This window comes from Mycobacterium sp., from assembly GCF_025933915.1.
Taxonomy (GTDB): Bacteria; Actinomycetota; Actinomycetes; order Mycobacteriales; family Mycobacteriaceae; genus Mycobacterium.
In genome coordinates this window covers 1-3184 of sequence record NZ_JAICZA010000277.1, presented here as the reverse complement: position 1 = coordinate 3184, position 3184 = coordinate 1, and the positions used below count along the sequence as shown (strand labels likewise).

General features: G+C 69.9%; 2 protein-coding genes. Both read left to right on the top strand.

All coding sequences use genetic code 11. The features are described 5' to 3' along the window. The first annotated feature begins 270 nt into the window (after positions 1–270). The gene (locus Q0W90_RS23915) at positions 271–1359 is read left to right on the top strand and encodes an IS110 family transposase (RefSeq protein WP_297777096.1); all 1089 of its coding nucleotides are present in this window, start codon (positions 271–273) and stop codon (positions 1357–1359) included. Between the two features lie 287 nt (positions 1360–1646). Then, positions 1647–2929, top strand: a protein-coding gene (locus Q0W90_RS23910; RefSeq protein ID WP_297777093.1) for an IS3 family transposase whose coding sequence is annotated in 2 segments (ribosomal slippage) — positions 1647–1920 and positions 1920–2929 — 1284 coding nt in all. Because the reading frame shifts where the segments join, the coding sequence is not laid out codon by codon here. The last annotated feature ends 255 nt before the right edge of the window (positions 2930–3184 follow it).

Sequence of the window (3184 nt, the reverse complement as noted above, 5' to 3'; positions counted from 1 at the left end):
TCGAGGTCTCCGACGTCACCCGCCTCGTCGGCGGCTGCACGATGATGCCGGGCGCCGACGCCGAGCAGCAGCGCCGCATGCTCCGCCTGGTCCTCGACGGCCTGCGCGCCTGACTCCCCGCCGCGCGATCGGCCGCCGCTAGACCCCGCGAATTGATGTCATGAAGGGGCGGCGGGTCGGGCGCCGGTTTTGGTGACGGCCTCCCGTTCCGGGTGGTTTCGAGTTCAGACTCGAGTGTCAGTGCAAGCTCACTCGGTTTAGGAGGCCGTCATGACGACAGCGTATGCGGACCCGCCGCCTCGGGTGGTGGGGATCGATCTGCACCGGAGGCGTTCGGTGGTGGTGACGAAGGACGCGATGACCGGGGTGCCGGCCGGGCCGCCGGTTCACGTCACGAACAGCGCGGAGGCGCTGGTGGCCGCGGTGGCGCCGGCCGGGCCGGGCGCGCGGGTGGTGCTGGAGGCGACCTACGGCTGGTACTGGGCGGTCGACGCGTTGCGGCGGGCTGGGTTCGACGTGACGCTGGCGCACCCGTCGGGCTGTGTCGGGTTCAAGCATCGGCGGGTCAAGAACGACGAGGTCGACGCCGCAGACCTGGCCGACCTGCTGAGGTTGGAGCGGCTGCCCGAGGCGTGGATCGCGCCGGTAGCGGTCCGCGAGCTGCGCGAGATGGTCCGCTACCGCCACACGCTGGTCCACAAGCGGACCGCCTGCAAGAACCAGGTGCACGCGGTGCTGGCCAAGAACGGCCTGATCGGGGCCGCGTCGGACCTGTTCGGCGTCGCTGGCCGGGCGTGGCTGGACCGGCGGCCGCTGCCCAGGGTCTACGCCAGCGAGATCGCCTCGCTGCTGGGCCTGATCGACACCCTCGACGGGCAGGTCAGCGAGTACGACCAGCGCATCGCCCACACGCTGGCCGGCGACCCCGGCTACCGGGCGGTGCAGACCATTCCCGGGGTCGGGCCGGTCCTGGCGTCGATCTTCGTCGCCGAGATCGGCGACGTCACCCGGTTCGCCAGCCCGGCCAAGCTGTGCTCGTGGGCCGGGCTGACCCCCCGCCACTACGAGTCCGACATCACCGTCCACCGCGGCCGGATCACCAGGCAGGGCTCATCCCTGGTCCGCTACGCCGCCGGCGAGGCCGTCCAGCGGCAACGTCAGGACAACCCGATCACCGCGATCCGCGGCCGGGTCGCCAGCCGCCGACCCAAGCAGGTATCCACCGTCGCCGCGGCCCGTAAGCTCCTCACCTACGTCTACTACGCACTGCGCGACCACCACGTCCGCGCCCTGCGCAAGCCGACCGGCCCGTGCGACCGGTCTGGACAGCCCGGTCGCGAGGTCCCCGTTCCCGCATGACCCCCCACCAGGCGGGTCTCCCCAATTGATTGACCCCGACCGGGTCCGCCGCAGAACTCCATGCCACCCCCCACCAGGGCGTCGCGAAGGAATGCCCGGCAGCCAGACCCTGCGCCGCCACGACGATCACCATCGCCCGGAGACATCAGCGGCCCACAACCCCATAACCCACATGCCCCCAGGGGGCCATCGAGGCGGCTCCCAGCATGCGCCGAGCGGGCTCGGCGTCAAGACTGAAGCGCCCCAGGTGTGATGCCGCATCCTATTGAGTTGGAAGGATGCTGTCCATGCCGAAGAAGATCGATACGAAGGTCAAGGAGCGGTGTGTGCGCCTGGTTCTCGACCATCAGTCCGAGTATCCGTCGCTGACCGCGGCCGCCGAGGCGGTAGCCCGCCGGGAGGGTGTCGGGAAGGAGTCGGTGCGTCGCTGGGTGGTGCAAGCCCAGATCGACGGCGGCCAGCGCCAAGGCGCCACCAGCCAGGAGCTGGCCCAGATCAAGGAGTTGAAGGCGAGAGTCCGCCGTCTGGAGGAGGACAACGAGATCCTCCGCCGGGCCTCGATTTTCTTCGCGGGGGAACTCGACCCCCGCAGCCGCTGATCATGGGGTTCATCGACGAGATGCGCGCCGAGGGTTACACGGTCGAGTCGGTCTGCCGGGTCCTGTCCGAGCAGGGCTGCCAGATCGCCGTGCGGACCTACCGCTGTTGGCGGCGTACCCACGTCACGGTGGCTGCCCGGATGGTGAGCGACGCGATCGTCGAGGACAAGGTCCGCGACCTGGCCTGGCGGATCGACCCCCGCGACGGCCGGCGCAAGCTCGCTCCGGAGGGACTGTACGGGCGGCGCAAGATGGGCGCGCTGGTCCGCCGCTCGCTGCCCGATGCCTCGCCGGGATCGGTCGACCGGGCGATGCGAACCCTCGGCCTGCAAGGGATCCGCCGCGGCAAGGGCATCCGGACCACGATCCCGGCCAGGGACGGCAACCGGGCCGGCGACCTGCTCGACCGCGACTTCACCGCCGCAGCCCCGAACCAGGTCTGGGTCACCGACTTCACCTACGTCCGCACCTGGGCCGGATTCTGCTACGTCGCGTTCATCGTCGACTGCTTCGCCGAGAAGATCGTCGGCTGGCACGCCGCCACCCGCAAGGACGTCGAACTGGTGATGACACCGCTGCGGATCGCGCTGTGGCAACGCGACCGAGACGGCCACCCCACGGTGCCCGGCGAGCTGATCCATCACTCCGACGCCGGCAGCCAGTACACCTCGATCCGGCTCACCGAGCACCTCGACCTCGAGGGCATCCGCCCGTCGATCGGATCGGTCGGCGACGCCTACGACAACGCCCTGATGGAGACGATCAACGGTCTGTACAAGACGGAGTGCATCCGCACCACCGTCTTTCACGACGGCCCCTACCGCACCCTCGCCGACGTCGAGTACGCCACCGCCGGCTGGGTCGACTGGTACAACCAACGCCGCCTGCACAGTAGCCTCGACTACATGACCCCGGCCGAGTACGAGGCCAACCACTACGCGACCCTCACCCGAGAGCCGCAACCCGTATGAGAGCGGCAGAAAACCCAGGGCGATTCAGACCGTACGTCCTCGCTCCGCTGCGCTCCGCTGCGGGCGCTCCGTCTTGACCCCGAACCCTTCCTCGACGCGCGCCCACACCCGCCCCCGAACCCCCAAAAAAGGGCCACCAGACCCCCTTGACTCACCAAGCCCCTTCAGGAATGCGGGAAATGCGGCACCCCACCCGCCGGCCGGGCGTACAGGTCTCCCGCGATCGCGGGAGGCATGGGCCGAGGCCCGCCGTCT